The organism is Streptomyces sp. enrichment culture (genome assembly GCF_964273145.1).
Taxonomy (GTDB): Bacteria; Actinomycetota; Actinomycetes; order Streptomycetales; family Streptomycetaceae; genus Streptomyces.
Genome location: NZ_OZ186873.1, coordinates 1,908,369 through 1,934,503, shown reverse-complemented (window position 1 = coordinate 1,934,503; position 26,135 = coordinate 1,908,369). Strand labels below are relative to the sequence as shown.

21 protein-coding genes and 3 tRNA genes are annotated in these 26,135 nt (G+C 74.1%); 11 read left to right on the top strand and 13 right to left on the bottom strand.

Features of this window, described 5'->3' with window-relative positions:
- Window positions 1-2: 2 nt before the first annotated feature.
- Window positions 3-785 carry a sulfite exporter TauE/SafE family protein gene (locus tag ACSU6Z_RS08805; protein WP_437044396.1) on the top strand — a complete coding sequence of 261 codons (783 nt, stop codon included), beginning with the start codon at window positions 3-5 and terminating at the stop codon, window positions 783-785.
- A 58-nt stretch (window positions 786-843) separates the two neighbouring features.
- Here the strand turns inward: ACSU6Z_RS08805 and ACSU6Z_RS08800 are convergent, their stop codons facing one another.
- Window positions 844-1,746, bottom strand: coding sequence for an NAD(P)-dependent oxidoreductase (locus ACSU6Z_RS08800; protein ID WP_437044395.1), 903 nt, complete (start codon window positions 1,744-1,746; stop codon window positions 844-846).
- Window positions 1,747-1,860: 114 nt separating this feature from the next.
- Between ACSU6Z_RS08800 and ACSU6Z_RS08795 the strand changes: the two genes are divergently transcribed.
- Complete coding sequence (locus tag ACSU6Z_RS08795) at window positions 1,861-2,313, top strand: winged helix-turn-helix transcriptional regulator (RefSeq protein ID WP_437050233.1); 453 nt, start codon at window positions 1,861-1,863, stop codon at window positions 2,311-2,313.
- On the opposite strand, the gene ACSU6Z_RS08790 is transcribed toward ACSU6Z_RS08795, so the two are convergent.
- The gene (locus ACSU6Z_RS08790; RefSeq protein ID WP_437044394.1) at window positions 2,221-2,865 is read right to left on the bottom strand and encodes a class F sortase; all 645 of its coding nucleotides are present in this window, start codon (window positions 2,863-2,865) and stop codon (window positions 2,221-2,223) included. The genes ACSU6Z_RS08795 and ACSU6Z_RS08790 overlap by 93 nt on opposite strands.
- Before the next feature lie 161 nt (window positions 2,866-3,026).
- Complete coding sequence (locus ACSU6Z_RS08785; RefSeq protein WP_437044393.1) at window positions 3,027-3,554, bottom strand: hypothetical protein; 528 nt, start codon at window positions 3,552-3,554, stop codon at window positions 3,027-3,029.
- A 299-nt stretch (window positions 3,555-3,853) separates the two neighbouring features.
- Here ACSU6Z_RS08785 and ACSU6Z_RS08780 point away from each other — a divergent pair, with 299 nt between their 5' ends.
- Window positions 3,854-4,465, top strand: coding sequence for an NADPH-dependent FMN reductase (locus ACSU6Z_RS08780; protein ID WP_437044392.1), 612 nt, complete (start codon window positions 3,854-3,856; stop codon window positions 4,463-4,465).
- Between the two features lie 120 nt (window positions 4,466-4,585).
- Here the strand turns inward: ACSU6Z_RS08780 and ACSU6Z_RS08775 are convergent, their stop codons facing one another.
- A complete protein-coding gene (locus ACSU6Z_RS08775; RefSeq protein WP_437044391.1) occupies window positions 4,586-6,754 on the bottom strand; it encodes a molybdopterin oxidoreductase family protein in 2,169 nt (722 codons plus the stop codon).
- A gap of 298 nt (window positions 6,755-7,052) precedes the next feature.
- Here ACSU6Z_RS08775 and ACSU6Z_RS08770 point away from each other — a divergent pair, with 298 nt between their 5' ends.
- From ACSU6Z_RS08770 to ACSU6Z_RS08750, 5 genes are all read left to right on the top strand, one after another.
- Window positions 7,053-7,856, top strand: coding sequence for a sirohydrochlorin chelatase (locus ACSU6Z_RS08770; RefSeq protein ID WP_437044390.1), 804 nt, complete (start codon window positions 7,053-7,055; stop codon window positions 7,854-7,856).
- Window positions 7,857-7,966: 110 nt separating this feature from the next.
- A complete protein-coding gene (locus tag ACSU6Z_RS08765) occupies window positions 7,967-9,286 on the top strand; it encodes a deoxyguanosinetriphosphate triphosphohydrolase (protein WP_437044389.1) in 1,320 nt (439 codons plus the stop codon).
- A gap of 132 nt (window positions 9,287-9,418) precedes the next feature.
- Window positions 9,419-10,684 carry an NAD(P)/FAD-dependent oxidoreductase gene (locus ACSU6Z_RS08760; RefSeq protein ID WP_437044388.1) on the top strand — a complete coding sequence of 422 codons (1,266 nt, stop codon included), beginning with the start codon at window positions 9,419-9,421 and terminating at the stop codon, window positions 10,682-10,684.
- A gap of 100 nt (window positions 10,685-10,784) precedes the next feature.
- The gene (gene dnaG, locus ACSU6Z_RS08755; protein ID WP_437044387.1) at window positions 10,785-12,692 is read left to right on the top strand and encodes a DNA primase; all 1,908 of its coding nucleotides are present in this window, start codon (window positions 10,785-10,787) and stop codon (window positions 12,690-12,692) included.
- 285 nt (window positions 12,693-12,977) lie between these two features.
- Window positions 12,978-14,231: an RNA polymerase sigma factor gene (locus ACSU6Z_RS08750; RefSeq protein ID WP_437044386.1), complete on the top strand. Its 1,254-nt coding sequence runs from the start codon at window positions 12,978-12,980 to the stop codon at window positions 14,229-14,231.
- Here ACSU6Z_RS08750 and ACSU6Z_RS08745 read toward each other — a convergent pair whose 3' ends face one another.
- The 5 genes from ACSU6Z_RS08745 to ACSU6Z_RS08725 all read right to left on the bottom strand — a co-directional run bounded on the left by ACSU6Z_RS08745 (window position 14,232) and on the right by ACSU6Z_RS08725 (window position 21,543).
- Complete coding sequence (locus ACSU6Z_RS08745) at window positions 14,232-15,734, bottom strand: substrate-binding domain-containing protein (protein WP_437044385.1); 1,503 nt, start codon at window positions 15,732-15,734, stop codon at window positions 14,232-14,234.
- Window positions 15,735-15,916: 182 nt separating this feature from the next.
- A complete protein-coding gene (locus ACSU6Z_RS08740; RefSeq protein ID WP_437044384.1) occupies window positions 15,917-17,845 on the bottom strand; it encodes an ABC transporter ATP-binding protein in 1,929 nt (642 codons plus the stop codon).
- Window positions 17,845-19,578: an ABC transporter ATP-binding protein gene (locus tag ACSU6Z_RS08735; protein WP_437044383.1), complete on the bottom strand. Its 1,734-nt coding sequence runs from the start codon at window positions 19,576-19,578 to the stop codon at window positions 17,845-17,847. Before ACSU6Z_RS08735 ends, ACSU6Z_RS08740 begins: the two co-directional genes overlap by 1 nt.
- A gap of 128 nt (window positions 19,579-19,706) precedes the next feature.
- The gene (locus ACSU6Z_RS08730) at window positions 19,707-21,161 is read right to left on the bottom strand and encodes an FGGY family carbohydrate kinase (protein WP_437044382.1); all 1,455 of its coding nucleotides are present in this window, start codon (window positions 21,159-21,161) and stop codon (window positions 19,707-19,709) included.
- Window positions 21,162-21,231: 70 nt separating this feature from the next.
- Window positions 21,232-21,543, bottom strand: a complete 312-nt coding sequence (locus ACSU6Z_RS08725) for a YtxH domain-containing protein (RefSeq protein WP_437044381.1) — start codon at window positions 21,541-21,543, stop codon at window positions 21,232-21,234.
- A gap of 174 nt (window positions 21,544-21,717) precedes the next feature.
- Between ACSU6Z_RS08725 and ACSU6Z_RS08720 the strand changes: the two genes are divergently transcribed.
- From ACSU6Z_RS08720 to ACSU6Z_RS08710, 3 genes are all read left to right on the top strand, one after another.
- Window positions 21,718-21,790 (top strand) — tRNA-Asn (locus ACSU6Z_RS08720).
- 5 nt (window positions 21,791-21,795) lie between these two features.
- Window positions 21,796-21,868: transfer RNA gene (locus tag ACSU6Z_RS08715), tRNA-Asn, on the top strand.
- Between the two features lie 189 nt (window positions 21,869-22,057).
- A tRNA-Ile gene (locus tag ACSU6Z_RS08710) sits at window positions 22,058-22,131 on the top strand.
- Window positions 22,132-22,764: 633 nt separating this feature from the next.
- On the opposite strand, the gene ACSU6Z_RS08705 is transcribed toward ACSU6Z_RS08710, so the two are convergent.
- The 4 genes from ACSU6Z_RS08705 to ACSU6Z_RS08690 all read right to left on the bottom strand — a co-directional run bounded on the left by ACSU6Z_RS08705 (window position 22,765) and on the right by ACSU6Z_RS08690 (window position 26,127).
- Window positions 22,765-23,901 carry a methyltransferase gene (locus ACSU6Z_RS08705; protein ID WP_437044380.1) on the bottom strand — a complete coding sequence of 379 codons (1,137 nt, stop codon included), beginning with the start codon at window positions 23,899-23,901 and terminating at the stop codon, window positions 22,765-22,767.
- Window positions 23,902-24,438: 537 nt separating this feature from the next.
- Window positions 24,439-24,603 carry a hypothetical protein gene (locus tag ACSU6Z_RS08700; RefSeq protein ID WP_437044379.1) on the bottom strand — a complete coding sequence of 55 codons (165 nt, stop codon included), beginning with the start codon at window positions 24,601-24,603 and terminating at the stop codon, window positions 24,439-24,441.
- The gene (locus ACSU6Z_RS08695; protein WP_437044378.1) at window positions 24,600-25,478 is read right to left on the bottom strand and encodes a cytochrome c oxidase assembly protein; all 879 of its coding nucleotides are present in this window, start codon (window positions 25,476-25,478) and stop codon (window positions 24,600-24,602) included. The genes ACSU6Z_RS08700 and ACSU6Z_RS08695 overlap by 4 nt, the downstream gene beginning before the upstream one ends.
- A 178-nt stretch (window positions 25,479-25,656) precedes the next feature.
- Complete coding sequence (locus ACSU6Z_RS08690; protein WP_437044377.1) at window positions 25,657-26,127, bottom strand: DUF2243 domain-containing protein; 471 nt, start codon at window positions 26,125-26,127, stop codon at window positions 25,657-25,659.
- Window positions 26,128-26,135: the final 8 nt, after the last annotated feature.

The following is a 26,135-nucleotide window of genomic DNA, read 5'->3' as shown; positions in this document are numbered from 1 at the left end:
TCATGCCCGACATATCGCTGGCCGTGGTGGTCCTCCTGTGTCTCGCGGCCCTGGCGGCCGGCTGGATCGACGCCGTGGTCGGCGGCGGCGGACTCCTGCTGCTGCCGGTCCTCCTCCTCGGCCTGCCCGCGGGCACCCCGGCCGCGCACGCGCTCGGCACCAACAAGGCGGTCGCCATCGTCGGCACCACGGGCGCGGCGGTGACCTACGCGCGCAAGGCCCCGGTGGACGTCCGCACCGCCGTGCGGATCGGCCTGGCCGCGCTGGCCGGTTCGTCGGCCGGGGCGTTCTTCGCGGCCGGGATGAGCACGGACGTCCTCAAGCCGGTGATCATGGTGGTGCTGCTCGGGGTCGCGGCCTTCGTGATCCTGCGCCCCGCCTTCGGCACGGCCCCCGCGGGCGGCCCGGCCTCCCGCCGCCGGGTCCTCGCCGCGATCGGCCTGGCCGGTCTCGGCATCGGCTTCTACGACGGTTTCATCGGCCCCGGCACCGGCACGTTCCTCGTCCTGGCGCTCACCGCCCTGCTCCACCTCGACCTGGTCACCGCCTCCGCCACCGCCAAGATCGTCAACTGCTGCACCAACGCGGGCGCGCTCGCGATGTTCGCCTGGCAGGGCGCGGTGCTGTGGCAACTGGCCGCGCTGATGGCCGTCTTCAACCTCGCGGGCGGCATGCTGGGTGCCCGCACGGCGCTGAGGAAGGGCAGCCGCTTCGTCCGGATCGTGCTGCTGACGGTCGTGTTCGCGCTGGTGGCGAACCTGGCGTACGAGCAGTGGGCGTCCTGAGCCGGGGCCGCGCGCCGAAGCGCCCGCGAGGCCACCCGCCGCGGGACCGCCGGTCACCTCACCGCGACCGCAGCAGGTCGATCACGCCCGTGGTGTCCTCCTCCCCGTGCCCGTCGGCGAGCCGTCGCCGCATCAGATCGTGGAACGGGGTGATCAACTCGGTGCTCACGCCCTGTTCCTCCGCCGTCCGCACCAGCGTGGCGCCGCCCGCCACCTGCATCGCGAGGTTGGAGACCACGCCCCGGGTGTAGTCGCCGCTGCGCAGCCGCTCGGCGACCTGGTGCGCGGCCGGGGCCATGGCGGTCAGCCAGTCCACGAGCAGCGGCGCGAAGTCCCGCGGGTCGATGTCCTTCTCCCCGCCGATCAGCGCGAAGGCGTGCGACACGCCCGCGAACATGCCTTCCATCGCGCTCAGCAGCGCCACGTCGTGCAGCGCCGCGAAACCGGCGTCCGCGCCGACGTACCGCGTGCCGGCCGGCACGGCGAGCGTGTCCCGGTGCTCCTCGAACAGGTCCGCCGAGCCGCTGTAGAAGACGTACCCGCCGGACTCCGGGACTCCGATCATCGGAGGCACGGCCATGATGCCGCCGCCCAGGAAACGGGCGCCGCGCTCCTGCGCCCACGCGGCGCGGGCACGGCCCTGGGCGGGCGTCCCGGTGGTGAGGTTCACCAGGTCCCGCCCGGCCAGCTCGGAGTCACCGAGGGCGTCGCCGACGGAGGCGTCGTCCAGCAGGCAGGCGATCACGAGCCGGTTCGCGGCCACGGCCTCCGCGGCGCTGCGGGCCACCGTGGCGCCGTCGGCGGCGAGGGCCTCGGCGCGGGCGGGGGTGCGGTTCCAGACCGTCACGGGGTGCCCGGCGGAGAGCCAGGCGCGGGCGAGCGCGGTGCCCATGGCACCGGCGCCGAGAAGGGTGAGCGGGGCGGGGGGAGCGGATTTCTCGTGCATCGAGTCGCTGTTCATGGCGATCAGCCTCCGCCCCGGGAACAATCGGCTCAAGTACGTACTTTGCAGTGAGTGGTTACCTTCGGGAAAGCATGAAGGCGGCGGGAAGGGAGGAGGGTGGCGGTGGCGGTCATGAGGGCATTGCGGCGGCCGGGGGCGTACGCCTGCGGGGTCGACGCGGCGATGGACGTGATCGGCGGCAAGTGGAAGGTGCTGATCCTGTGGGCGCTGGGGGAACGGCCGTGCCGCTTCGGCGCGCTGCGCCGGGAGCTGCCCGGCGTGACGGAGAAGGTACTCGCCGCGCAGCTGCGGGAACTGGAGGCTGACGGGATCGTGCACCGCGAGGAGTACGACGAGGTCCCGCCCCGGGTCGAGTACTCGCTGACGCCGCGCGGTGCCGCCCTCAACGAGGCGCTGGAGGCGCTGGGTGCCTGGGGCAGGGAGCACGTCCTCGGGGCCGCCCACCGCGACGCGGGGGAGCGGCCGGCGGCCTCAGCGGCTGTCCGTCAGGTGGGCGAAGACGACGACGTTCGCCTGGTAGCCGGTGGCGCGCGACCAGGCGCCGCCGCACGTGATCACCCGTAGTTCGGGCCGCCGCGCCGCCCCGTAGACCTTCTCGTCGGGGAAGGCCCGTGCGGCGTACACCTCGACCGCGTCCACGGTGAACACCGCCACGCCGCCGTCGCGCCGGGCCACCTCGATCCGGTTCCCCTTGCGCAGGGCGCCCAGGCGGTAGAACACGGCGGGGCCGTCGGCGTCGTCGACGTGCCCGGCGACGATCGCGGTGCCCGTCTCGCCCGGCGTGGTGCCGGCCTCGTACCACCCGGCGAGGTTCTTCCTCCCGGCGGGCGGCGCCTCCAGGCTGCCGGTGCGGGTCAGGCCCAGGCCCGTCAGCGGGGCGTCGACGCGGATCGCCGGGATGCGGATGCGGTCGGGCGGGGAGGGCGGCAGCGCCGCCGCGGCCGGCGGTTCACCGGCCCGCCCGGTGCCCGGCGGGCCGGTCGTCCCGGCGCCGGCCTGCGCGGCCGACGGCTGCGGCGGCGGGTGGGTCTCGGCACCGCTGGCCAGCAGCCACGCGCCGGCACAGAGGGCGGTCGCGGTGACGGCCGTCATGGCGGCGGTGCCGGCCCTGCGCATGACGCCCCCTCTCCTCGGGCTCCCGGGCCTCCTGGGCCTCCTCGTGTTCCTCGGGCCCCTGCGGGCCCCGGACCCCGGACCCCCTCCGGGCCGCGAGGGGCGGTCGGACCCGGAGGGGGAGGGGAGTGCGGTACCGGCGGACGGACAGCGGAGGGTGTCCGTCAGATCCCGTCGCCTCTCGCCCGGCGATGCAGGAGCCAGGTACCGCCCGCGGCGGCGACGGCGAGTGCCGCCACGCCGGCCGCGGTCCGTACGGGGTCGGGGCCCAACGCGCCGCCGACCCCCGTCTTCACGCTTCCCCGGGGGTGCACCGGTTCACCCGGGGGCGTCAGCGTGACCACCAGGTCGCCCGCCACCCGGCGCCCGCCCTCGGCGCACGTGGCGGTGATCTCGTACGTCCCCGGCTGCGCGCTCGGCGGTACCCGGAACTCGCCGATCGCCTCGCCGTCGTGCGCGGTCGGCGCCAGGGTGAAGGCGCCGGCACCCACCGCGCTGGCGTCCCCCACCGCCGTGTCGCCGTCACCGCACGCCGCCGTGTTCACCGTCGCCCGGTCGCCCGGCACCACCGACGACGGATACACCCTCAGGTCTCCGCCCCCGCCCTCGTTCCCGTACGCGGGCGCGGCGACCAGGCCCGCGGCGGCGACGGCGAGCGCGGTACCGGTCAGCAGGCGGGCGGTACGTCGCATCGATGCTCCTTGAGCGTCTCGGTGGCCCTGTCCCTTCGAGGTAAGTGGCACCGGCCCCGGTCCGCTCCCCGAGGAAGCGCCGCAAATGAGGTGAACGGGTGGCGCGGTGGCCCGGCCCATGCCCCGCCCCGGCGTCGTTTCGGCAGGTCACCGGGCGGGGCGGGTGGCCCGCGGGCGGATCGCGGAAGAGAACCCGAAGGGCCCAGGGCGCGCGTGTGAACGGGTGACCGCGATCCGTGACGGCCCGCCCCGGGCCACCACTTGACCTCAACCGGGATCGAGGTCGGAGGGTGTGACGCATGGACACCACCCACACCATGACCCCGGCGGACACCGTGACCGCGCCGCTCCACGTGACCGTGATCATCGGCAGCAACCGCCACGGCCGCTTCGGCCCCGTCGTCGCCGACTGGCTGCTGGGCCGGCTCCGCGACCGCGAGGACCTGGTCCCCGAGGTCGTCGACGTCGCGGAGGTGGACCTGCCCACGTCCCTCGCCCCCACGCCGGAGGCGAGGGCCGCGCTCGCGGAGGTCACTCCGAAACTGGCCGGAGCCGACGCGTTCGTCGTCCTCACGCCCGAGTACAACCACTCGTTCCCGGCGGGCCTGAAGAACCTCGTCGACTGGCACTACGCCGAGTGGCGCGCCAAGCCCGTCGCGTTCGTCTCCTACGGCGGACTGGCCGGCGGTCTGCGCGCCGTGGAGCAGCTGCGCCAGGTCTTCGCCGAACTCCACGCCGTCACCATCCGCGACACCGTCTCCTTCCACGGCGCGGGCGCGTCCTTCGACGACGGCCGCCCCAAGGACCCCTCGGGCCCGGACGCGGCGGTGAAGGTGATGCTCGACCAACTGGTTTGGTGGGGAACGGCGTTGCGGGAGGCGAAGGAGCGGCGGCCGTACGACGGGGCGTGACCGGCGGGAGCGGGACGGCCGGGTCGCCGGCGCCCGCGGCGGAGCGCCGTCCCCGTCCGTGCCCGGCGGCGTCCGGCGACACCGGCGGCCCGGACGAGCCGCCGCCCCCTTCCGCACGGCCTACGGCTCGACCGCCTCCACCCGCACCGCGCACGTCTTGAACTCCGGCATCCGCGAAGTCGGGTCCAGCGCCGGGTTGGTGAGGGTGTTGGCGCGGCCCTCGCCCGGCCAGTGGAAGGGCATGAAGACGGTGTCGGGACGGATGGTCCCGGTGATCCGCGCGGGCACGACGGCCCGGCCGCGCCGGGACACCACGGCCACCGGGTCGCCCTCGGCCGCGCCCAGCCGGGCCGCCAGCCGGGGGTGCAGCTCCACGAACGGGCCGGGCGCGGCGGTGTTCAGCTCGGCCACCCGCCGGGTCTGGGCGCCGGACTGGTACTGCGCCACCACCCGCCCGGTGGTCAGCAGCAGCGGGTACTCGTCGTCCGGTTCCTCCGCGGCCGGCCGGTGCGCGACGGGCACGAACCGGGCCCGGCCGTCCCCGGTGGCGAACCGGTCGAGGAAGAGCCGGGGCGTGCCCGGGTGCGCGGCCCCGGCGGCGTCCTCGCCACGGGGGCCCCGCGGCGCCGCGTCGGGTCCGGCGCCCCCGCCCCCGCCCGCCGAGGGCGCCGCCGGGCACGGCCAGAACACCCCGCTTTCCTCCGCCAGCCTGCGGTAGGTGATCCCGGAGTAGTCGGCGGGGCCGCCCGCGCTCGCCCGGCGCAGTTCCTCGAAGACCTCCTCCGGGTCGGTCGGGAAGCCCTTCTCCAGACCCCGGTCGGCGCCCAGCCGGGCGGCCAGCCCGTGCAGCACCTCCAGGTCGCTGCGGACGCCCTCGGGCGGCGTGACCGCCCGCCGGCGCAGCAGCACCCGGCCCTCCAGGCTGGTCGTGGTCCCCGTCTCCTCCGCCCACTGGGTCACCGGCAGCACGACGTCCGCGAGCGCCGCCGTCTCCGACAGGACGACGTCGCACACGGCGAGGAAGTCCAGCGCGCGGATCCGCTCCTCCACGTGCGCGGCGCGCGGCGCCGACACCACCGGGTTGGAGCCCATCAGCAGCAGCGCGCGGATGTCGGTGCCCAGGGCGTCGAGCAGTTCGTAGGCGCTGCGGCCCGGCCCCGGCAGGCTGTCCGGGTCCACCCCCCACACCCCGGCCACGTGCCGTCGCGCCGCCGGGTCGGTCAGCTTGCGGTAACCGGGCAACTGGTCCGCCTTCTGTCCGTGTTCGCGCCCGCCCTGCCCGTTGCCCTGCCCGGTCAGGCAGCCGTACCCCGACAGGGGCCGTCCGGCCCGCCCGGTCGCCAGGCACAGGTTGATCCACGCGCCCACCGTGTCCGTGCCCTTGGACTGCTGCTCGGGCCCGCGCGCGGTGAGCACCATGGCCGCCTCCGGCGCGCAGAACAGCCGCACCGCCTCCCTCAGTTGCGGAACGGAGACCCCCGTGATCCGCTCCACGTACTCCGGCCAGTGCGCCATCGCCGCCGCCCGGGCCTCCTCCCAGCCCACCGTGCGCTCGCGCACGTACGCCTCGTCCACCCGTCCCTCGGCCACCACCAGGTGCAGCAGGCCCAGCGCCAGCGCCAGGTCGGTCCCCGGCCGGGGCGCCAGGTGCAGGTCGGCCAGGTCGGCGGTCCTCGTGCGGCGCGGGTCGACGACGATCAGCGTGCCGCCGTTCTCGCGCAGCTCGCTGAAGTACCGCAGGGCGGGCGGCATGGTCTCCGCCGGGTTGGACCCGACGAGGATCACGCAGCCCGTCCTCGGGATGTCCTCCAGCGGGAACGGCAGCCCCCGGTCGAGCCCGAACGCCTTCGTGCCGGCCGCCGCCGCCGACGACATGCAGAACCGGCCGTTGTAGTCGATCTGGGAGGTGCCGAGCACCACCCGCGCGAACTTCCCCAGCGCGTACGCCTTCTCGTTGGTCAGCCCGCCCCCGCCGAACACGCCGACCGCGTCCGGGCCGCGGGCCTCACGCGCGCGCGTGAGGCCCGCGGCGACCCGGTCCAGCGCCTCCTCCCAGGAGGCGGGCACCAGCGTGCCGTCCCCGGAGCGCACCAGCGCGGAGGTCAGCCGCACCCGCGACGAGAGCACCTGCGGCGCCGTACGCCCCTTGCCGCACAGCGCCCCCCGGTTCACCGGGAAGTCCGCGCGCTCGCTCACCTCCACCGTCCCGTCGGCGGCGGGCGTCAGGTTCATCCCGCACTGCAGGGCGCAGTACGGGCAGTGCGTGGGCGTCGGCGCGGAGTTCTGCATGCCGCCAGCGTCCGACGGGCGTGTTACGCCCCCGGGCGGCTCCCTGTTACACCACCGGGACGGTGACCTCCCCGCGGCCGGGACCCCGCCGTGAGGCGCCCGTCACCGTTCGTCCTCCAGCGCCCGCGCCACGCCGGGCTCCCGCGGCCCGAGGTGGGTGGGGTCCGGCTCGAACACCGCGCCCGGTGGTGCCCCGCACACCCGCCTCACACACCCCCCGCCCGCCCCGTGAACGGCCGGAAAACCTCCGACACGCCCGCGCAACGGCGGGGCAACGTCCCACCGCCACGATCGGCGCATGACGGCGCACCCCACGAACCGGACCGGCCCCACGAACCGCACCAGCCACCCGACCGGCCGGACCGGCACTCCTCCCGCCCGGCCCGCGCTGGTCCTCGTCGCGCACGGCAGCCGCGACCCGCGCGCCCTGGGCACCGTCCGCGCGCTCCTGGACCGGGTCCGCGACCTGCGCCCCGCCCTGCCGGTGCACCTGGGCCACGTCGAACTGAACGAGCCCCTGCTCCCCGCCGCCCTCGCCGCCCTCGGCGGCACGGACGCGGTCCTGGTGCCGCTGCTGGTCGGCCGCGGCCACCACGTCAAGCGGGACATCCCCGAGATGGCGGCGGCCGCACCGGTACGCGCGCGCGTGGCCGCCCCGCTCGGCCCGCACCCGCTGCTCGTGGAGACCCTGTACGCCCGGCTCGTCGAGGCGGGCTGGCGCACGCCCGCGGACGAGGCCGAGCGCCGGGCGAGCGCCGTCGTGCTGGCCGCGGCCGGCTCCCGGGACCCCGACTCGGCCGCCGACACCCGCCGCACCGCCCGCCTCCTCGCCGAACGCCTCGGCGTCCCGGTGACCCCGGCGTACGCCTCCGCGGCGGCGCCCACGGTCCGCGCCGCCGTCCGGGCCCTGGCCGCCCGGGGACGCCACCGCATAGCGGTGGCGTCCTGCTTCACGGCTCCGGGCCGCTTCGCGGCGGAGTGCGCGCGAGCGGCGCCCCGGCTGGTGGCGAAACCCCTGGGAGCGCACCCGGCGATGGCGCGCCTGATCCTGCACCGGTACGACCAGGCGTGCGAAGCGGGCGGCGCGCGCGACGCCGCCTGAGGGGCGCGGGGAGCCGCGCGGGCCGCCGCGAACGGCCCGCGCCCGCCCGCAGCGGAACCCGGCGGGCGGGGAGGTGCCCGCTTGTCACACCCGCCGCTTACTGTCGGACCATGGCACCCGCACCCCCCGCCGGCTACGACCCCGCGTCAGTGGAGCGCTGGGCCCCCGAGCCCGACAAGCGCCCCGGCCGCACCGCCTTCCAGCGCGACCGCGCCCGCGTGCTGCACTCCGCGGCCCTGCGCCGCCTGGCCGGCAAGACGCAGGTGGTCACCCCGGGCACCGGGGGCCCCGCCTGGGACGCCAGCCCCCGCACCCGTCTGACCCACTCCCTCGAGTGCGCCCAGGTCGGCCGGGAGCTCGGTGCCGCCCTGGGCTGCGACCCGGACCTGGTGGAGGCCGCCTGCCTCTCCCACGACCTGGGCCATCCCCCCTTCGGCCACAACGGCGAGGAGGCGCTGAACGAGTTCGCGCACGACTGCGGCGGCTTCGAGGGCAACGCCCAGTCGCTGCGCCTGCTCACCCGCATCGAACCCAAACGGTTCGTCACCGGCCCCGGAGGCGACCCCGTCAGCGTCGGCCTGAACCTCACCCGCGCCACCCTGGACGCCGCCACCAAGTACCCCTGGCCCCGCGGTGCCCACCCCACGAACCCGGCCTCGCCGAAGTTCGGCGTCTACGACGACGACCGGCCCGTCTTCGACTGGGTCCGCGAGGGCGCCCCCGCCGGCCGCGCCTGCTTCGAGGCGCAGGTCATGGACTGGTCCGACGACGTGGCCTACTCGGTGCACGACGTCGAGGACGGCCTGCACGCCGGCCACATCGACCCCAACTGCCTGCTCGCCGACCCGGAGCGGCAGGCGGTCTTCGAGGTCGCGATCGGCCGGTACGTCCCGGCCGGCACCGACCCGGAGGAACTCGCCGCCGCCCTCGACCGGCTCCTGGAGCAGGAGTGGTGGCCGCACGGCTACGACGGCTCGGCCGTCGCCCAGGCCCGCCTGAAGGACGCCACCAGCCAGCTCATCGGCCGCTTCTGCCTGGCCGCCGAAGGCGCCACCCGCCGGGCGTGGGGATACCACCCGGGCCGTTCGGGCACCGGGGGAGGAGGCGGCGGCCTCACCCGGTACGGCGCCGAGCTGGTCGTCCCGCGCGAGACCCGCATGGAGTGCGCGGTCCTCAAGGCGGTCGCCGACCGGTACGTGATGCAGCGCGACGAGCAGACCCGGCTCCGCGTCGACCAGCAGGCGGTCGTCGCCGAACTGGCCGAGGCGCTCACCGCCCGCGCCCCCGACGGACTGGACCCCCAGTTCCGCACCCTGTTCCACCGGGCCGGCGACGACCGCGCCCGCAAACGGGTGATCGTCGACCAGATCGCCTCCCTCACCGACACCTCCGCCCGCTCGCTTCACGCCCGTTTGACGGGGCACCCATGACACTGGCGGGGACCGGGTGGCGCGAGGGCTCCCGAACGTGACCGAGCGTGGCCTGATCGGGTCATTCCCCTTCCCGCGTCACGCTCCGTGCGGGACGCTCACAAGGGCGGCACCTGACGAGGAGGCAGACAAGTGGTGGACGCGGATCAGACATTCGTCATCGTCGGAGGCGGCCTGGCCGGCGTGAAGGCGGCCGAGACGCTCCGTACGGAGGGCTTCCCCGGACGGGTGATACTGATCTGCGACGAACGCGACCACCCCTACGAGCGGCCCTCGCTGTCCAAGGGCTACCTGCTCGGCAAGGAGGAACGCGCCGGCGTCTTCGTCCACGAACCCACCTGGTACGCGCGCCACGACATCGAGCTCCACCTGGACCAGAGCGTCGACGCCGTCGACCGCGCCGCGCGCACGGTCCGCTTCGGCGAGGACGGCGCCGTCGTCCGCTACGACAAGCTGCTGCTGGCGACCGGCGCCGAACCCCGCCGCCTCGACGTCCCCGGCACCGGCCTGGCGGGCGTGCACCACCTGCGCCGCCTCCCGCACGCCGAGTGCCTCAGGGGCGCCCTGGCCGTCCTGGGCCGGGACAACGGCCACCTGGTGATCGCGGGCGCCGGCTGGATCGGCCTGGAGGTCGCCGCCGCGGCCCGCGAGTACGGCGCCGAGGTCACCGTCATCGAGCCCGAGCCGACCCCGCTGCACGGCGTCCTCGGCCCCGAGCTGGGCGAGCTGTTCACCGGGCTGCACCGCGAGCACGGCGTCCGCTTCCACTTCGGCGCCCGGCTCACCGAGATCGTCGGCCAGGACGGCGCGGTCCTGGCCGCCCGCACCGACGACGGCGAGGAGCACCCCGCGCACAGCGTGCTCGTCGCGGTCGGCGCCCTCCCGCGCACCGCCCTCGCCGAGGCGGCCGGCCTGGAGATCGCCGGCCCCGAGCACGGCGGCGGCATCGCCGTCGACGAACGGCTGCGCACCTCCGACCCCGACATCCACGCCGCCGGCGACGTCGCCTCCTTCCCGCACCCCCTCCTCGGCACCCGGATGCGCGTGGAGCACTGGGCCAACGCCCTCCACGGCGGCCCGGCGGCGGCCCGCGCCATGCTCGGCCGGGACGTCGTCCACGACCGCGTCCCCTACTTCTTCTCCGACCAGTACGACCTGGGCATGGAGTACTCGGGCTGGGCGCCCCCGGGGACGTACGACCAGGTGGTGATCCGGGGGGACGCGGGCAAGCGCGAGTTCCTCGCCTTCTGGGTGAACGAGGGCCGGGTGCTGGCCGGGATGAACGTGAACGTGTGGGACGTCACGGACACCGTCCAGCGGCTGATCCGCTCGCGGGCGCGGGTGGACACGGAGGCCCTGGCGGACCCGCACGTCCCCCTCGACAGCCTGGTCCCGTGAACCGCCGGAGGCCGGGACGTGCCGGTCCGCAGCCGCCCGCGCGCCCCGGGAGCCGTCCGGAGCCGTCAGGAGTGTCGTACCGCCCCCGTAGAATTCACGCGTGGCAGGACGGATCAACGACGAGGACGTGAAGGCGGTACGGGACGCGGTCCCGATCGACGCCGTGGTGTCCGAGTACCTCCAGCTGCGCAACGCGGGCGGCGGCAACCTGAAGGGGCTGTGCCCGTTCCACGACGAGAAGTCGCCGTCCTTCCAGGTCAGCCCGAGCAAGGGACTCTTCCACTGCTTCGGCTGCCAGGAGGGCGGCGACACCATCACGTTCGTGATGAAGATCGACCACCTCTCCTTCTCGGAGGCGGTCGAGCGCCTCGCCGCCCAGGCCGGCATCACCCTGCGTTACGAGGAGGGCGGGTACAACCCCGCCCACCAGCGCGGCGAGCGCATCCGCCTGGTCGAGGCCCACAAGATCGCCGCCGAGTGGTACGCCGAACAGCTCGCCACCAGCCCCGAGGCCGAGGCCGGCCGGGTCTTCCTCGCCGAACGCGGCTTCGACCAGGCCGCCGCCGTGCACTTCGGCGTCGGCTACAGCCCGCAGGGCTGGGACCACCTCACCCGCTACCTGCGCGGCAAGGGCTTCAGCGACAAGGAGCTGATCCTCTCCGGCCTGTCCCAGGAGGGCCGCCGCGGCCCCATCGACCGGTTCCGGGGCCGCCTGATGTGGCCGATCCGCGACATCGGCGGCGAGGTCGTCGGCTTCGGCGCCCGCAAGCTGTACGAGGCGGACAACGGCCCGAAGTACCTCAACACCCCCGAGACGGCGATCTACAAGAAGTCCCAGGTCCTGTACGGCATCGACCTGGCGAAGAAGGAGATCGCCAAGACCTCCCGCGCGGTCGTCGTCGAGGGCTACACCGACGTCATGGCCTGCCACCTCGCCGGGGTGCGCACCGCCATCGCCACCTGTGGCACCGCCTTCGGCGGTGACCACATCAAGATCCTGCGCCGTCTGCTGATGGACAACGGCTCGGCCCGCGTGATCTTCACCTTCGACGGCGACGCGGCCGGCCAGAAGGCGGCCCTGCGCGCTTTCGAGGACGACCAGAAGTTCGCCGCCGAGACCTACATCGCCATCGCCCCCGACGGCATGGACCCCTGCGACCTGCGCCTGGCCAAGGGCGACGAGGCCGTCGCCGACCTGGTCGAGCCGCGCACGCCGCTGTTCGAGTTCGCGCTGCGCCAGATCGTGGGCCGTTACGACCTCGACACCCCGGCGGGCCGCGCCGCCGCCCTGGACGAGGCCGCCCCCGTCGTCGCCCGCATCAAGAACAGCGGCGCCCAGCACGAGGTCGCCGTCCAGCTCGCGGGCATGCTCGGCATCCTCGACACGCAGTTCGTCGTCAAGCGGGTGGCCCAGCTGGCCCGCTGGGCCCGCGACCGCGGCGGCAAGGGCCCCGCGCCCACGCCCGCCCCCCGGCAGCAGTACGCCGCCGCCCCCGACCGGCCCGCCCCGCGCGGCCCGGCCCTCAACCTCCGCAACCCCGTCTACGCCACCGAGCGCGAGCTGCTGAAACTCGCCCTCCAGCGGCCCGAGTTGGTCTCCCCGGCCTTCGACGCGTACGGCGTCGACGAGTTCACCGCCCCGCCCTACGCGGCCGTGCGCCAGGCCATCCTGGACGCCGGCGGCGCCGAACCGGGCGTCCGGGACCCGCAGGGCTACCTGGTCCGCGTCCGCGAAGCCGCCCCCGACGACACCGTCCGCGCGATGGTCACCGAACTGGCGGTCGAGGCGATCATGCTGCGCAAGGAGGTCGACGAGACCTACGCCGGCGCCCAGCTCGTCACCGTCCGCCGCCGCGCCGTCGAGCGCCGCATCCGCGACATCCAGAGCCAGCTCACCCGCCTGGGCAGCCACGGCGACCCGGCCCAGCTGGCCGCCGTGCAGAACGAGCTGTGGGTGCTCCAGCAGTACGACCAGGCCCTGCGGGAGCACGGCGCCGCCGCCCTCTGACCGGGCGGCGGCCCGGCACGGCCCCGGTGACCGGACGGCCCGGACCACCCCCCGGTCACGAACCGGACGCAAAAAGTCACCGCACGCCCCTCGTGGCGGCGATGTGTCGTACTCCACACTGGGTTCCGGTGCCTGAGTCCTCGGAGCGCGGCCGGCCCGTCACCCGCGGGTCCCCCCGCGGTCCCCCTCGTCGCCGACGGGACGGACAGCGGCGAGGCCGCCGCCTCCGCCCCCGAAGTACCGCTGCCGTACACCTCAGCAGCGATCATCCTGGAGGTCGCCCCCGTGCAGACCCGGACCCCCACCCACACCCACGAAATCGGTACCGACGGCACGGAGGAGGACGCCGGCTCCGGCGTCCTCCTCGCGGTCCCTTCGCGGAGCCGTACCGTGCGCCGTCCGCGGACGCGGCCGGAGGCGGTGCCGGTGCCCGCCCCGGCCGGACCGCCCGCCGAGGCGGCCGGGATCCCCGGACCCGCCGAGGCCGCGGAACCCGCCGAGCCCGTCGAGCCCATCGATCCCGCCGAGGCCGTGGAACCCGTCGGGCTGGTCGAGCCCGTGGAACCCGTGGACCCCGTCGGGCCGGTCGAGCCCGCCGAGGCGCCCCCCGTCCGTCCCGAGGCCGGTGGGCCGTCGGCGGACCTGTTCCGCCAGTACCTGCGGGAGATCGGCCGCATCCCCCTGCTCACCGCGGCCGAGGAGGTCGAACTGGCCCGCCGTGTGGAAGCCGGCCTGTTCGCCGAGGAGAAGCTGAGCACCACCCCAGACCTGGACAGCCGGCTCGCCGGGGACCTGGACCGGCTGGTCGTCCTGGGCCGGATGGCCAAGCGGCAGCTCATCGAGGCCAACCTGCGGCTCGTGGTGTCCGTCGCCAAGCGGTACGTCGGCCGCGGCCTGACCATGCTCGACCTCGTCCAGGAGGGCAACCTGGGCCTCATCCGGGCCGTCGAGAAGTTCGACTACGCCCGCGGCTACAAGTTCTCCACCTACGCCACCTGGTGGATCCGCCAGGCCATGTCCCGCGCGCTGGCCGACCAGGCCCGCACCATCCGCGTCCCCGTCCACGTCGTGGAGCTGATCAACCGCGTCGTCCGCGTCCAGCGCCGCCTGCTCCAGGAACGCGGCTGTGAACCGACCCCGGCGGAGGTCGCCGCCCACCTGGGACTGCCGCCCGAGCGCGTCGGCGAGGTCCTCCGCCTGGCCCAGGAACCCGTCTCCCTGCACGCCCCCGTCGGCGAGGAGGACGACCTCGCCCTCGGCGACCTGATCGAGGACGGCGACGCCGCCAGCCCCGTCGAGTCGGCCGCGTTCCTGCTGCTGCGCGAGCACCTGGAGGCGGTCCTGTCCACCCTCGGCGAGCGCGAACGCGAGGTCGTCCAGCTCCGTTACGGCCTCGTCGACGGCCGGCCGCGCACACTGGAGGAGATAGGGCGCCTCTTCGGCGTGACCCGCGAGCGCATCCGGCAGATCGAGTCCAAGACCCTCAACAGGCTCCGCGACCACGCCTACGCGGACCAGTTGCGGGGCTACCTGGACTGATCAGCCCTCACCGCACCTCGCCTCCTCGTTCCTGGCGTCCTCCAGCTCACGGCACGGAAGGAAGCCCTGGCCGTCGAGGAGCTTCGACACCCCCCGGCTGCCGAAGAAGTCCAGGAAGTTCCGGGTCAGCCCGGTGGCATTCCTACGGGTGTAGAGGAACTCGGCGGCCCAGAAGCGGTAGTCGCCACTGAGGACGTTCTCCTTGGTCGGGGGGGTTCCGTTGACCGGAACGGTGCGCACGTTGGGGAAGAAGGGCAGGGCGCCGGCCTCCGCGTAGCCGATGGCGTTCGGGTTCTGGTTGACGTAGTCGAGCAGTTCCATCGTGGTCGCTACGGAGCACACGCCGGTCCTGCGGGGCTTGCAATCGCGGTCAGGGGTGTCCTGCGCGCCACTCACCTCGTCCTCGAAGGACTGCCGGGTCCCCGACCCGCCGTCCCGGTTCACCGCCATGACCTCGACGCCGTCGATGGCCTCCCCCCGGTAGGCCTGGGCGAGTTCCACCTGGGACAGGCCGTCCCGCCAGAGGTCCGGACCCAGCCGCTCGGCCAGCCTCCGGTGGGCCACCACCGCGTAGACGAGCACCCCGACCCGGTGGGCGTCGAAGTCCTGCCGCGGCTTGCCTCCGGGCGCGATGTCCGCCATGGCGATCATCTCCGCCGTCGGGTGGGCCTCCAGCTTCTCCAGCCCCTCGGCGCTGTTGCTCGCGTCCAGCACCACCTCCGCGCCGGAGCACCGCCGCTCGTACTCCTCCTTGACCTGGTGGACGTGGGGGGAGAAGGCGGTGGATCCCGTCACCTGCAGCTCGCCCCGGGAACAGGTCGCCGACAGCTCCAGGCTCCTGTTGTGGGCGTAGACGCCGGTGCCCAGGCTCGACACTGCCACCAGCGCCAGGACGATGACGGCGGCCCACCGGCGCCTGGCCCTCCCGGCGGTCCGCTTGATCCGGCCGCCCTTCACCCTCCCGCCCGAGGTGATCTTGGGAAGTCTCTCCCCGGCCCCGGACCCGTTGTCCTCCAGCAGCACCAGAAGCCGGAACCGTTCCCGCCGGTTGAGGGTGAACAGCGGTAGGACGATGGTGTCGGACCGGCGGTCGGCGGCCGCTGCGGCCACCTGGGGGCGCAGGGTCGCCTCCAGCGGCGCGTTGGCGTCGCGCACCTTGAAGTGCACGACCTTCTTGCCGGGGAAGGTGAAGTTCAGCGGGGCGGCGAAGTGCTCCGGCTCCAGCGTCTGCACACCGGAGTTGCGCACCTCCACGATGACCAGGCTGCCCTCGAGGATGGGGCGTCCCTGCCAGTGGATCTCCCACATGTCCGCGGACGTCCGGCTGGTGATGTGCTTGTTGATGGGCCCGTTGTAGACCTCGCTCCAGCTGATCCGCCGCCAGCCCTGGTACCTGTCCAACCAGTACGCCATGAGAGCCGCGGACAGGGCGCAGATCACGCCGCCCGCCCACATCTCCCCGTCACTCACGCCGTCGAGGAAGTCAGCGATCGACTCGAACATCCCAAGCCCCCCTGCTCGAGTGCCGATTCGGAGGCAACAGATGCTCGGTAGTGAAGGCTTCAACGGTATGAGTGCCCGCCGTCGTGAGCGTGAACGAGGCACGAACAAGGCGGCGGGCGGTCGATTCCACGGCGCCGGCCGGTGGCGTCGCCTTCCCGCGACCCGGTCCGCGCGGCGAGCCCTCAGTCCACCTCGGCCACCGCCTGCGCGAACTGCGCCTGGTACAGCCGCGCGTACGCTCCGCCCGACGCCAGCAGGTCCCGGTGCGTCCCCTGCTCGACGATCGATCCGTTCTCCATGACGAGGATCGTGTCCGCGTCCCGGATGGTCGACAGCCGGTGCGCGATGACGAACGACGTCCGCCCGTGCGCCAGTTTGGCCATCGCCTTCTGGATCAGCACCTCGGTCCGGGTGTCGACCGAGCTGGTCGCCTCGTCCAGCACCAGGATCACCGGGTCGGACAGGAACGCCCGCGCGATGGTGATGAGCTGCTTCTCGCCGGCGCTGACCCCGCTGCCCTCACCGTCGACCACGGTGTCGTAGCCCTCGGGCAGCGTCCGGATGAACCGGTCGGCGTGCGCGGCCCGCGCCGCCTCCTCGATCTCCCCGCGCGTGACCTCGCGGGCGGCGCCGTACGCGATGTTCTCCGCGATGGTGCCGCCGAACAGCCAGGTGTCCTGGAGCACCATGCCGATCCCGGCGCGCAGCTCGTCCCGCGACATCCTCGCGATGTCGACGCCGTCGAGCAGGATCCGCCCGCCGGAGACCTCGTAGAACCGCATCAGCAGGTTCACCAGGGTCGTCTTGCCGGCCCCCGTCGGCCCGACGATGGCGACCGTGTGCCCCGGTTCCACCTTCAGCGACAGGTCCTCGATCAGCGGCTTGTCGGGGTCGTAGCGGAACGACACGTGCTCCAGCTCCACCCGCCCGCGCAGCCGTTCCGGCCGCTGCGCCGGCACCGCGTCCGGCTCCTGCTCCTCGGCGTCCAGCAGCTCGAAGATCCGCTCGGCGGAGGCGACGCCCGACTGCACCAGGTTCGCCATCGACGCGACCTGCGTCAGCGGCATCGAGAACTGCCGCGAGTACTGGATGAAGGCCTGCACGTCACCGATGGACAGGGCACCCGAGGCGACCCGCAGCCCGCCGACGACGGCGACCAGCACGTAGTTCAGGTTGGACACGAACATCATCAGCGGCTGCATGATCCCGCTGTTGAACTGCGCCTTGAACCCGGCCTCGTACAGCGCCTCGTTCTGCTCGGCGAACTGCCGCGCCGACTCCTCCTGCCGCCCGAACACCTTCACCAGGGTGTGCCCGGTGTACATCTCCTCGATGTGCGCGTTCAGCGTGCCCGTGGAGCGCCACTGCTGCACGAACTGCGGCTGCGACCGCTTGCCGATCCAGGTGGCGACCACGAACGACAGCGGCACGGTCACCAGCGCCACCAGCGCCAGGATCCAGGAGACGTAGAACATCATCACCAGTACGCCGACGATGGTCAGCACCGAGTTGATGAGCTGCCCCATCGACTGCTGGAGCGTCTGCCCGATGTTGTCGATGTCGTTGGTGGCGCGGGAGAGCACCTCGCCGCGCTGCCGCTTGTCGAAGTACGACAGCGGCAGCCGGGACAGCTTCGTCTGCACGTCCTCGCGCATCCGGTACACCGTCCGGTTGACCGCCCGGTTCACCAGCCGCGTGGCCACCGCCATCAGCAGGCCGGCGACGAGGAAGGTGCCCAGCGCGAGCAGCAGCACGTTCCCCACGGCGGTGAAGTCGATGCCCTCGCCCGGGGTGAAGTCGGTGCCGCGCAGCATGTCGGCCACGTTCCCGTCGCCGCGCTCCCGCATGGCGTCCAGGACCTGCTCCTTGGTGGCCCCGGACGGCATGTCCCGCCCGATGATCCCCGCGAAGACCAGATCGGTGGCCCGGCCGAGGATCTTCGGTCCGATCACGTTCAGGCCGACGCTGAGGACCACGCACAGCAGCAGGGCCCAGATCGTCGTCCGCTCCGGCTCGAACCGGGCGAGGAGCCGTTTGCCCGACCCCTTGAAGTCCATCGAGCGCTGGTCGGGTCCGCCCCCGGCCATCATCCGCCCCGCAGGCCCGGCCATCAGGCAGCCTCCGCTTCCGTGAGCTGGGAGAGCACGATCTCCCGGTAGGTGTCGTTGCCGGCCATCAGGTCCTCGTGCCGGCCCGCGCCGACCACCCGGCCCTCGTCCAGGACGACGATCCGGTCGGCGTCCCGGATGGTCGCCACCCGCTGGGCGACGATCACCACGGTCGCCTCGGCGGTCTCGTGGGCCAGCGCCGCGCGCAGGGCCGCGTCGGTGGCGTAGTCGAGCGCGGAGAAGGAGTCGTCGAAGAGGTAGATCTCCGGCCGCTGCACCAGGGTGCGGGCGATGGCCAGCCGCTGCCGCTGACCGCCGGACACGTTCGTCCCGCCCTGCGCGATCGGCGCGTCCAGCCCGCCCTCCAGCCGCTCCACGAACTCCTTCGCCTGCGCCACCTCCAGCGCGTGCCACAGTTCCTCGTCCGTGGCGTCCGGATTGCCGTAGCGCAGATTGGTCGCCACCGTCCCCGCGAACAGGTACGGCTTCTGCGGCACCAGCCCGACGGTCCGCGCCAGCAGCCGCGGATCGAGGGTCCGCACGTCCACCCCGTCGACGAGCACGTCCCCCTCGGTGGCGTCGAACAGCCGCGGGACCAGCCCGAGCAGCGTGGACTTGCCGCTGCCGGTCGAGCCGATGACGGCGGTGGTCTCACCGGGCCGCGCCACCAGGTCGACGCTCCTGAGCACCGGCTCCTCCGCCCCCGGGTAACGGAAGCCCGCACCCCGGATCTCCAGGTGACCGTGCCGACGCAGCCGGGTGACCGGCGCCGCCGGCGGCACCACGCTCGACGACGTCCGGAGCACCTCCTGGATGCGCTCGGCGCACACCTCCGCCCGCGGTACCATCATGAACATGAAGGTGGCCATCATCACGGACATCACGATCTGCATCAGATAGGCGAGGAACGCCGTCAGGTCGCCGATCTGCATGTCGCCGTCGGCGATCCGGTGGGCGCCGAACCACACCACCGCGATCGACGACAGGTTCACCACCGTCATCACCACGGGGAACATCAGCGCCAGCAGATTGCCGGAGCCCAGCGCCACCTCGGTCAGGTCGGCGTTGGCCTTCCGGAACCGCCGCTCCTCGTAGTCGTCGCGGACGAAGGCGCGGATGACCCGGTTGCCGGTGATCTGCTCGCGCAGCACCCGGTTCACCGTGTCCAGGCGCTCCTGCATGGCCCGGAACAGCGGGCGCAGCCGCCGCACGATCAGCGTCACGCAGACGCCGAGCACCGGCACGACCGCGACCAGCACCCCCGACAGCGGCACGTCCAGGCCGAGCGCCATCACGATGCCGCCGACGCACATGATCGGCGCCGACACCATCAGCGTGAACGTCATCAGGGCCAGCATCTGGACCTGCTGGACGTCGTTGGTGGTCCGGGTGATGAGCGAGGGGGCGCCGAAGTGACCGACCTCACGGGCGGAGAAGGACTGCACCCGGTCGAAGACGGCGGCCCGCAGGTCCCGTCCCAGCGCCGACGCCGTCCGCGCGCCGTAGTGGACGGCGCCGATGTTGCACACCACCTGCGCCAGCGAGATGCCGATCATCAGGGCGCCGTAGCCCAGGATGTAGCCGGTGTCGCCGTGCACGACACCGTTGTCGATGATGTCCGCGTTCAGGGTCGGCAGGTAGAGGGTGGCGCAGGTCTGCAGGAACTGCAGCGCCACCAGCAGGGCGACGGGTCTCTTGTAGGGCCTGAGACAGGTCCGCAACAGTCGTATGAGCACGCTCGGTCTCTCGGAGTCGGCGGGAGGGGCGGGTGGCTGCCCCTGGCCCCCATCGTCGGGCACTCCACCCGCGTTACCTCAACCGAATTAACCCAACAGGACCCCGCCCCGACCCCGCGGGCGACCCCTCAGGGGCGGAACGCCCCCGGATGGGTCTGCTCCCGCACCGTCACGAACTGCTGCCGCACCGCCTGACCCACCGCCAGCTCCTCGCCCGGCTCCAGCACCTGCGCGACCGCCCCCTGCCACGCCGGCGGGGTCCGCGGATCGAGGGTGCCCTGCTGCACGCCGAGGGCCCAGGCCGCCTGCCGCGCGGCGCCGATCGCGGCGTAGTCCGCGGGCTGCGGCACGACGACCTGCGTCCCGAACAGCGACGGCGCCACCGCCTGTACGGCGGGCAGTTCCGCCGCCGGCCCCAGCAGGAAGATCCGCCGCACCTCCACGCCCCGGCCGCGCAGCACGTCCAGGGCGTCGGCCAGCCCGCACAGCATCCCCTCGAACGCGGCCCGTGCCAGGTGCTCCGGCTTCATCGACTCGCGCCGCAGCCCCGCCAGCGTCCCCGCGGTGTGGGGGAGGGCGGGCGTCCGCTCCCCTTCCAGGTAGGGCAGCAGCACCAGCCCGTGCGCCCCCGGCGTCGACCTCGTCGCCAGCTCCGACAGGCTCTCCAGATCCGGCACCCCGAGCAGCTCGGCGGTCCCGCGCAGGGCCCGTACGGCGTTCAGCGTGGTGACGACCGGCAGGTGCATGCCGGTCGCGTCCGCGAGCGCGGTGATCATCCCGGACTGGTCGACGAGCGGCTCGGAATGCACGGCCATCACGGACCCGGACGCCCCGAGGGACACCACCGCGTCCCCGAGCCCGATCCCGAGCCCGAAGGCGGCGGCCATCGTCTCCCCGGTCCCGGCGGAGATCAGCAGCCCCTCCGGCGTCGTACCGGCCGCGTCGGAGGGGCCGATCACCTCCGGCAGCACCGGCTGGTGCCCGAGCGCCAGCTCCACCAGATCGGGCCGGTAGGTGCCGGCCGCCGCCGACCAGTACCCGGTCCCGGAGGCCCCGCCGCGGTCCGTGGTCCTGCGCACCGGCCGCCCCAGCAGCTGCCACACCAGCCAGTCGTGGGCCTGGAGCAGGACGGCGGTGCGCGCGGCGGCCTCCGGCTCGTTGCGCGCCAGCCAGCGCAGCTTGGTCACGGCGTGCGCGGCCTGCGGCACGCAGCCCACGGCCTGCGCCCACGCCTCGCGCCCGCCGAGCGCGTCGACCAGGTCGGCCGCCGCCACCTGCGCCCGCTTGTCCCCGCCGGTCATCGCCGGCCGCACGGTGTTGCCCTGCGCGTCCAGCGGCACGACCGCGTTCGCCTGCGCCGACACGCCGATGGCCTGCACGCCCTCCAGCAGCCCACCGGCCGCCGCCTCGCCCAGGGACAGCAGCCACGCCTGCGGATCGACGTCGCAGGGACGGCCCCCGCCCTCGGGCCCCTCCACCGGATGCGGCGCGTATCCCTGCCGGAGTACGGCCCCCGTCTCCGTGTCACAGATGACGATACGAGTGAAATCGGGCGAACTGTCCAACCCGGCGACTATCCCCATGCCCAAAATTCTGCCGCACGGCGCGCGGGCGCCGTGCGGCAGGCGGGATCCGGGTGGCCCTGGGCGCCGTTCAGGTGCCGCTGGTGCCCCAGTCGTCCCCGCCGGAGCCGTTGCCGCGTTCCCGCAGGGACCGCACCCGCTGGGTCACGGAGTCGGGCACGCGGTCGCCGACCTTGTCGCTCACCGCGTGGTACGCCTTGTCCGCGAACTGGCGGCCCTGCTGGGCGGCCGACTCGGCGGTGTTGCGCACGGCGGGGTTCTGGGAGATCCGCCGCGCGGACTTCTTCAACTGCTCGTAGCGCTCGCGTCCGGCCCTCGTGCCCAGCACGTAACCCACAGCGAGTCCGACGACGAACGTGAGCCGGTAACGCATGGCGGTCACCCTTCCTTGCCCTGGTCCCTTGCCCTGGTCTGTGCAGCGGTCTCCGGTGCGGCGATCGGCGCCGGCGGGTACCGATTGGCGGAGCACCCCCCTGCTTGCGCTAATGTATGTGTCGCAGCGAGCGCCCGCCCCCTGGCGAATACCCAGGCAGGTGCGTTCGATGCAACGAGGCATTCCTCCGTAGCTCAATTGGCAGAGCAGCCGGCTGTTAACCGGCAGGTTACTGGTTCGAGTCCAGTCGGGGGAGCTCGGTCCTCCGTAGCTCAATTGGCAGAGCAGCCGGCTGTTAACCGGCAGGTTACTGGTTCGAGTCCAGTCGGGGGAGCACGCTGAACGAGGACCCTCCGGGGTCCTTTTTCATGTCCGGCCCTACGTCCCGGGAACCACGCGGTACGCCGCGGAGTCCTCAAGGGCATGAAGGTGCCGCGGGAAGCCGACCAGCCGAAGCAGGAGATCGTATGAGCGGCTATGCTGCGGCAGACGGCGCGCACACATGTACGCGACACGCCGCTATGGGGCGGTAGCTCAGCCGGTTAGAGCAGCGGACTCATAATCCGTCGGCCGTGGGTTCGAGTCCCACCCGCCCCACCTCGACGCCCCGCCGCAGACACGTTCCGGCCTGCGGCGGAGCCGTGTCCGGGGAGGGGGCGAGCAGTGCGACGGCACGCGCACGATCGTCTGCTCGCCCGCCGCTCGCTCGAAGTGTCAGGGCCCGCGTTCCGGAGCTGAACGGCCTTCGGGAGGCCCGCCCCGGACCCCTCGCGCGGCGCCGGTCCCCGGGGCTCGGAGGCCGGTCCCGGCTCACCGGTGCGGCGACCGTGCGTGTCATCGGCTTCGGACTGCCCGTCCGGCTGGAGCGGGACGCGGCAGCGCTTGCCCGCCCTACCCGCGAGGACGGGAACACATGGTCAAGGACGGGGCAGATGACGGCAGTTGAGGAAGTCCGGACTGTCGGTGGGCCGGTCGGTGTTCCGCGCCTGCCTCCTCGCCGCCGCGCGGGGGTGTGGCGCGGCAAGCGGCGGAACCGGGTGAAGGTGCGCGGACCCGCCCCCTCCGCGGCAGCGGTGACCAGCAGGTCGACGGAGCCAGTACCGCGGTGCCCGCCCTCGGCGGCGAGCGGTTCCCGGACCACGCGAACGCCTCGGTGGACGCCGTCGGGCGCGGGGCACCGAGTGCGGTCCGGCCGGGAGCCGGGAGGCCGTCGCGTGGCCCGGGTGGCGGTCATGGTGCCGCTGCCAGACGCCAGAGGGACGTGATCTCGGCGCCCCGTGCTGCGTGGAGGGGGTCGGCGGTGTCCCCGGAGCGTGGGTGCCGGGGCTTGGTGTCGATCTTGTCCACGACGCGGAGCCGTGCCGCGCGGATGGCGTCGAGCAACTGCCGGCGTGTCCGGAGCCCGAGGTGTTCCGCCAGGTCGGACAGGACGAGCCAGCCCTCCCCGCCCGGCCGGAGGCGGGCGGGCAGTCCGGTGAGGAAACCGTGGAGCATGGTGCCGTCCGGATCGTAGACGCCTTGTTCGACGGGGCCGGTCGGCCGGGCGGGGAGCCAGGGCGGGTTGCACACGACGAGGTCGGCGCGGCCTCCGGGGAACAGACCGGGGCCCGACACCTCGATGCGGTCGGCCAGCGCGAGCCGGTGGACGTTCTCCCGGGCGCAGCTCAGGGCGCGCGGGCTGATGTCGGTGGCCACGACGCGCCGTACACCGCGGTGGGCCAGGACCGCGGCGAGGACACCGGTTCCCGTGCCGAGGTCGAATGCCGTACAGGTAGCGGGAGTGCGCCGGATCGCCGGTGGCAGTGGCGCGTGGGCGACCAGGTCGACGTACTCGCCCCTGACAGGTGCGAACACGCCGTAGTGGGGGTGGATGCGGGCACCGAGCGCCGGCACGTCGATCCCTTTCAGACGCCACTGGTGAGCACCGATCACTCCCAGCAGTTCCCGAAGGGAGACCGCCATGGGCCCCTTCGGGGGGCCGTAGGCCTCCAGGCACGCCCGGCGGACATCGGGGGCCCGGCGCAACGCCAAGGTGTGGTCGTCGCCCAGCAGCACCAGGAGCTTTCCGAGGACGCGGGCGCGGTGACCGCTGCCGCGCCGGTACAGGTGGAAGGTCTCGCTCGGGGACGTGCCGGACGCGGGCGGCTTGCGGTCGATGCGGCGGCCCATCGCCCGCAGGAGCTGCCGGGCGTTGTGGAAGTCGCCCCGCCAGAGCAGGGCCGTTCCCTCACACGCATGCCGGTAGGCGTCGTCGGCCCTCATCCGGTCGTCGGCGACGACGGTTCGCCGGGGAAGGGGGACGGCGCTCTCGGAATGCCAGCGGGCGGATCGGCGGCTGTGGTCCTCGGTCCAGTGGATGGTGGACACCACGTACTCCTCGTGGTCGAACGTGCAGGGGCACGAAGAGCACTTCGGCGAGGAGCGGACCGGACCGACGCCCGTCCGCCGGACAGGCGTGGGCGCCGGGGCGGGCGGCCCTTACCGCTCTCGCGCCGAAGCGCGGGAGCGGGCGTCCCAGACAACCATGCCGAGCATCGGGCGAGCCTTTCCGCAGGAGTGGCAGAAGGCTCGCACAGGCGCCGCCCGGTTGCCAAGGACACCGGTCGGACACGCGACCCGGGCAGGTGTCCGGGACCGCGCCGTCGCAGCGGATCCGCGCCTGGGCACCGGTGACGACGTCCGTCCCGTCGGCCGTCCGGACACCGCCCGTCCGGCCCTCGTCGCCCGCTTGAGCAAGAACAGGCCGGCCGGCCCGGATCCGCCCCGGCCCCGCATCCGCGGCATGGAGTAGGGGGGCGGGCCGCCCGCCGGTCCCGCCACTGGGAAAAGCCGCGGGTGGGCCCCCACGTGATCGTGACGGCCCACCCGCGGTCCCGCACAGGCGCGCGGTGTGTCCGTAGGGGCTCAGGAACCGGTGCCGCGTTCCCGGCCCTCCTCCCGCGTCCGGCGGTCGTCGCCGCGGTCGCCCTCCGCCTGGGAGGGGGTGGGGTGCGGCGGGGACTGGTGCTCGGCCGTCCCCTCCTCGTCGTCGCGGTCGCCCTCGGCCTGGGACGGGGTGTGCTCGGTCATCGTGGTGCCTCCTGGGGACGAGGTCGTTCGTCGGACGGCCGGAGCGGACGGGCGGTCCGCTCCGGCGGCGCGGGAGCGAGTACCCCGCCGGGGCCGCGGGTATGACCGGGGCCGCGGACGCGGCGCCGGCCGGCCGGGGTGCGGCGGACCTGGGCGCGGCCCTGCGCGCGGTACCAGTGGGCGGCCAGGACGAGGGCGAGGGCGACCTCCACCGCGTCACCGCCGTAGTACATGACCTGGGACGCCCGGCGCAGGTCGGCTGGCGCGTACGCCGTGCCCGGCGGGCCCTGCGCCCACAGGGTCTTGGCGAGGACGGCGTGGGCCGCGGCGGCGGCCAGCAGGGTGCCGGCGCGCAGGGCGAGGCCCGGCCGGTGCCGTACCGGGTCGACGGCGAGGACCGCGAACGTGAAGAGCCACCCGGCCGCGAACAGGTGGACGTACAGCCAGGGGCTGTGGTGCAGCTGCGGCGGCAGGGGGGCACGGTAGAGCAGCCACAGGCCGCCGACGTCGAGCGTCGCGGCGACGGGCGGGAGGGCGAGGAACGCGGCGGGCGGGGAGCGCAGCACCGCCAGCAGCGCGCGGCGGCCGGGGACGGGGAGCGCGCGCAGGGCCAGCGTGACCGGTCGGGCCAGCACCGCCGGCACGGGCGCGATCATGCCGACCGCCAGATGCGCCGCCATGTGCCCGGTGAACGGCGCCGGCCACGCCTCCCACGGCACGGCCGCCCCGGCCGCGAACACCGCGCCGGACAGCCAGCAGCACGCTTCCCGCCACCACGGCCAGGCGTCCCCGCGGCGGCGGAGCCGGGCGGCCGCGGCCGAGTAGGCGGCGCAGGTGACGAGGGCCGCAAGGAGCAGGGGGCCGGGCGTCGTCATACGGGCCCCCTCGCACGGGCCGGGAGGGGGCGGTGCCGGCTCGCGGGCGGCGGTGGCACCCGGGTGCGGTGGTGGCGGTCAGCGGCGGACGCCGGCCCTTCGGCGCCCGCCGGCGGGAGGGGGCCCGTGCCGGAGACCCCGCGTCCGTCGCCCCGCCACCGGCCCGTCGCGGCCGGTGTCATGCCCGTGGGAGCGGGCGCCGGCCGGTGCCGCGGGGGAGGGCGGGGCGGCGGGCGCGGCGCCACAGGAGCAGGCCCGCGGCCAGGAGCAGGACCGCGACCGCGTTCCAGGCCCAGTCGTAGGGGGTGAGGTCCACGCCGTAGCGGATCTGGTGGACGCGCAGCAGCTTGTGGTCGACGATGCCGTCGAAGAGCTGGAAGCCGCCGGCGCCCAGGCAGACCCCGGCCCACCAGGCCGGGCGCCGCGGACCGCCCCGGCGCCGCAGGTCGGCGTAGACGAACAGGCCCGTCACCGTCGCCAGCCAGCTCCCGGCGTGCAGCAGGCCGTCGGAGACCAGGCCCACGCCGGGGGTGGAGCGGTCGTAGAAGTGGTGCCAGTGGAGCACCTGGTGGAAGACGGCCTCGTCGACGAAGGCGGCGAGGCCGATGCCCAGCAGTGCTCCACCGGCGACCGGACGGTGGTACGTCACCCGTGCCC

Coding starts and splice junctions, on each gene's coding strand:
- ACSU6Z_RS08805 (WP_437044396.1), top strand. CDS start 3: ATGCCCGACATATCGCTGGCCGTGGTGGTCCTCCTGTGTCTCGCGGCC.
- ACSU6Z_RS08800 (WP_437044395.1), bottom strand. CDS start 1,746: ATGAACAGCGACTCGATGCACGAGAAATCCGCTCCCCCCGCCCCGCTC.
- ACSU6Z_RS08795 (WP_437050233.1), top strand. CDS start 1,861: ATGAGGGCATTGCGGCGGCCGGGGGCGTACGCCTGCGGGGTCGACGCG.
- ACSU6Z_RS08790 (WP_437044394.1), bottom strand. CDS start 2,865: ATGCGCAGGGCCGGCACCGCCGCCATGACGGCCGTCACCGCGACCGCC.
- ACSU6Z_RS08785 (WP_437044393.1), bottom strand. CDS start 3,554: ATGCGACGTACCGCCCGCCTGCTGACCGGTACCGCGCTCGCCGTCGCC.
- ACSU6Z_RS08780 (WP_437044392.1), top strand. CDS start 3,854: ATGGACACCACCCACACCATGACCCCGGCGGACACCGTGACCGCGCCG.
- ACSU6Z_RS08775 (WP_437044391.1), bottom strand. CDS start 6,754: ATGCAGAACTCCGCGCCGACGCCCACGCACTGCCCGTACTGCGCCCTG.
- ACSU6Z_RS08770 (WP_437044390.1), top strand. CDS start 7,053: ATGACGGCGCACCCCACGAACCGGACCGGCCCCACGAACCGCACCAGC.
- ACSU6Z_RS08765 (WP_437044389.1), top strand. CDS start 7,967: ATGGCACCCGCACCCCCCGCCGGCTACGACCCCGCGTCAGTGGAGCGC.
- ACSU6Z_RS08745 (WP_437044385.1), bottom strand. CDS start 15,734: ATGTTCGAGTCGATCGCTGACTTCCTCGACGGCGTGAGTGACGGGGAG.
- ACSU6Z_RS08740 (WP_437044384.1), bottom strand. CDS start 17,845: ATGGCCGGGCCTGCGGGGCGGATGATGGCCGGGGGCGGACCCGACCAG.
- ACSU6Z_RS08730 (WP_437044382.1), bottom strand. CDS start 21,161: ATGGGGATAGTCGCCGGGTTGGACAGTTCGCCCGATTTCACTCGTATC.
- ACSU6Z_RS08700 (WP_437044379.1), bottom strand. CDS start 24,603: ATGACCGAGCACACCCCGTCCCAGGCCGAGGGCGACCGCGACGACGAG.
- ACSU6Z_RS08695 (WP_437044378.1), bottom strand. CDS start 25,478: ATGACGACGCCCGGCCCCCTGCTCCTTGCGGCCCTCGTCACCTGCGCC.